The 479-nt window shown below is 50.7% G+C and carries 2 tRNA genes and 1 rRNA gene; all 3 read right to left on the reverse strand.

What is annotated here, in order from left to right:
* Positions 1-40: 40 nt before the first annotated feature.
* A tRNA-Ala gene (locus EAE90_RS23400) sits at positions 41-116 on the reverse strand.
* Between the two features lie 132 nt (positions 117-248).
* A tRNA-Ile gene (locus EAE90_RS23405) sits at positions 249-325 on the reverse strand.
* 69 nt (positions 326-394) lie between these two features.
* Positions 395-479: ribosomal RNA gene (locus tag EAE90_RS23410) — 16S ribosomal RNA — on the reverse strand; the annotation flags it as partial.

Here is a 479-nt window from a genome sequence, read left to right on the forward strand (position 1 = left end):
CAGCATACTGTCGCCAATATACTCTGAATTACGTTTAGTATGGTGGAGCTAAGCGGGATCGAACCGCTGACCTCCTGCGTGCAAGGCAGGCGCTCTCCCAGCTGAGCTATAGCCCCATACAGAAATAGACCGTCATCGCAGAGTTTTATTCAAACCTTTTCATCACAGCCAGTTTCAACGCGAATCACGCAGTGTGCGCGAGCACATGAGTAATGCAGCGTTCGAAAATGGCAAAGAGGAAAAGCGTTTGGTAGGCCTGAGTGGACTTGAACCACCGACCTCACCCTTATCAGGGGTGCGCTCTAACCACCTGAGCTACAAGCCTATGACGATAACGTTATTCTCTTCTTTCATCAGACAATCTGTGTGAGCACTGCACTCAACCTATCTCAGGTAAGGAGGTGATCCAACCGCAGGTTCCCCTACGGTTACCTTGTTACGACTTCACCCCAGTCATGAGCCACAAAGTGGTCAGCGCC

The organism is Photorhabdus caribbeanensis (genome assembly GCF_018448885.1).
Lineage (GTDB): Bacteria > Pseudomonadota > Gammaproteobacteria > Enterobacterales > Enterobacteriaceae > Photorhabdus > Photorhabdus caribbeanensis.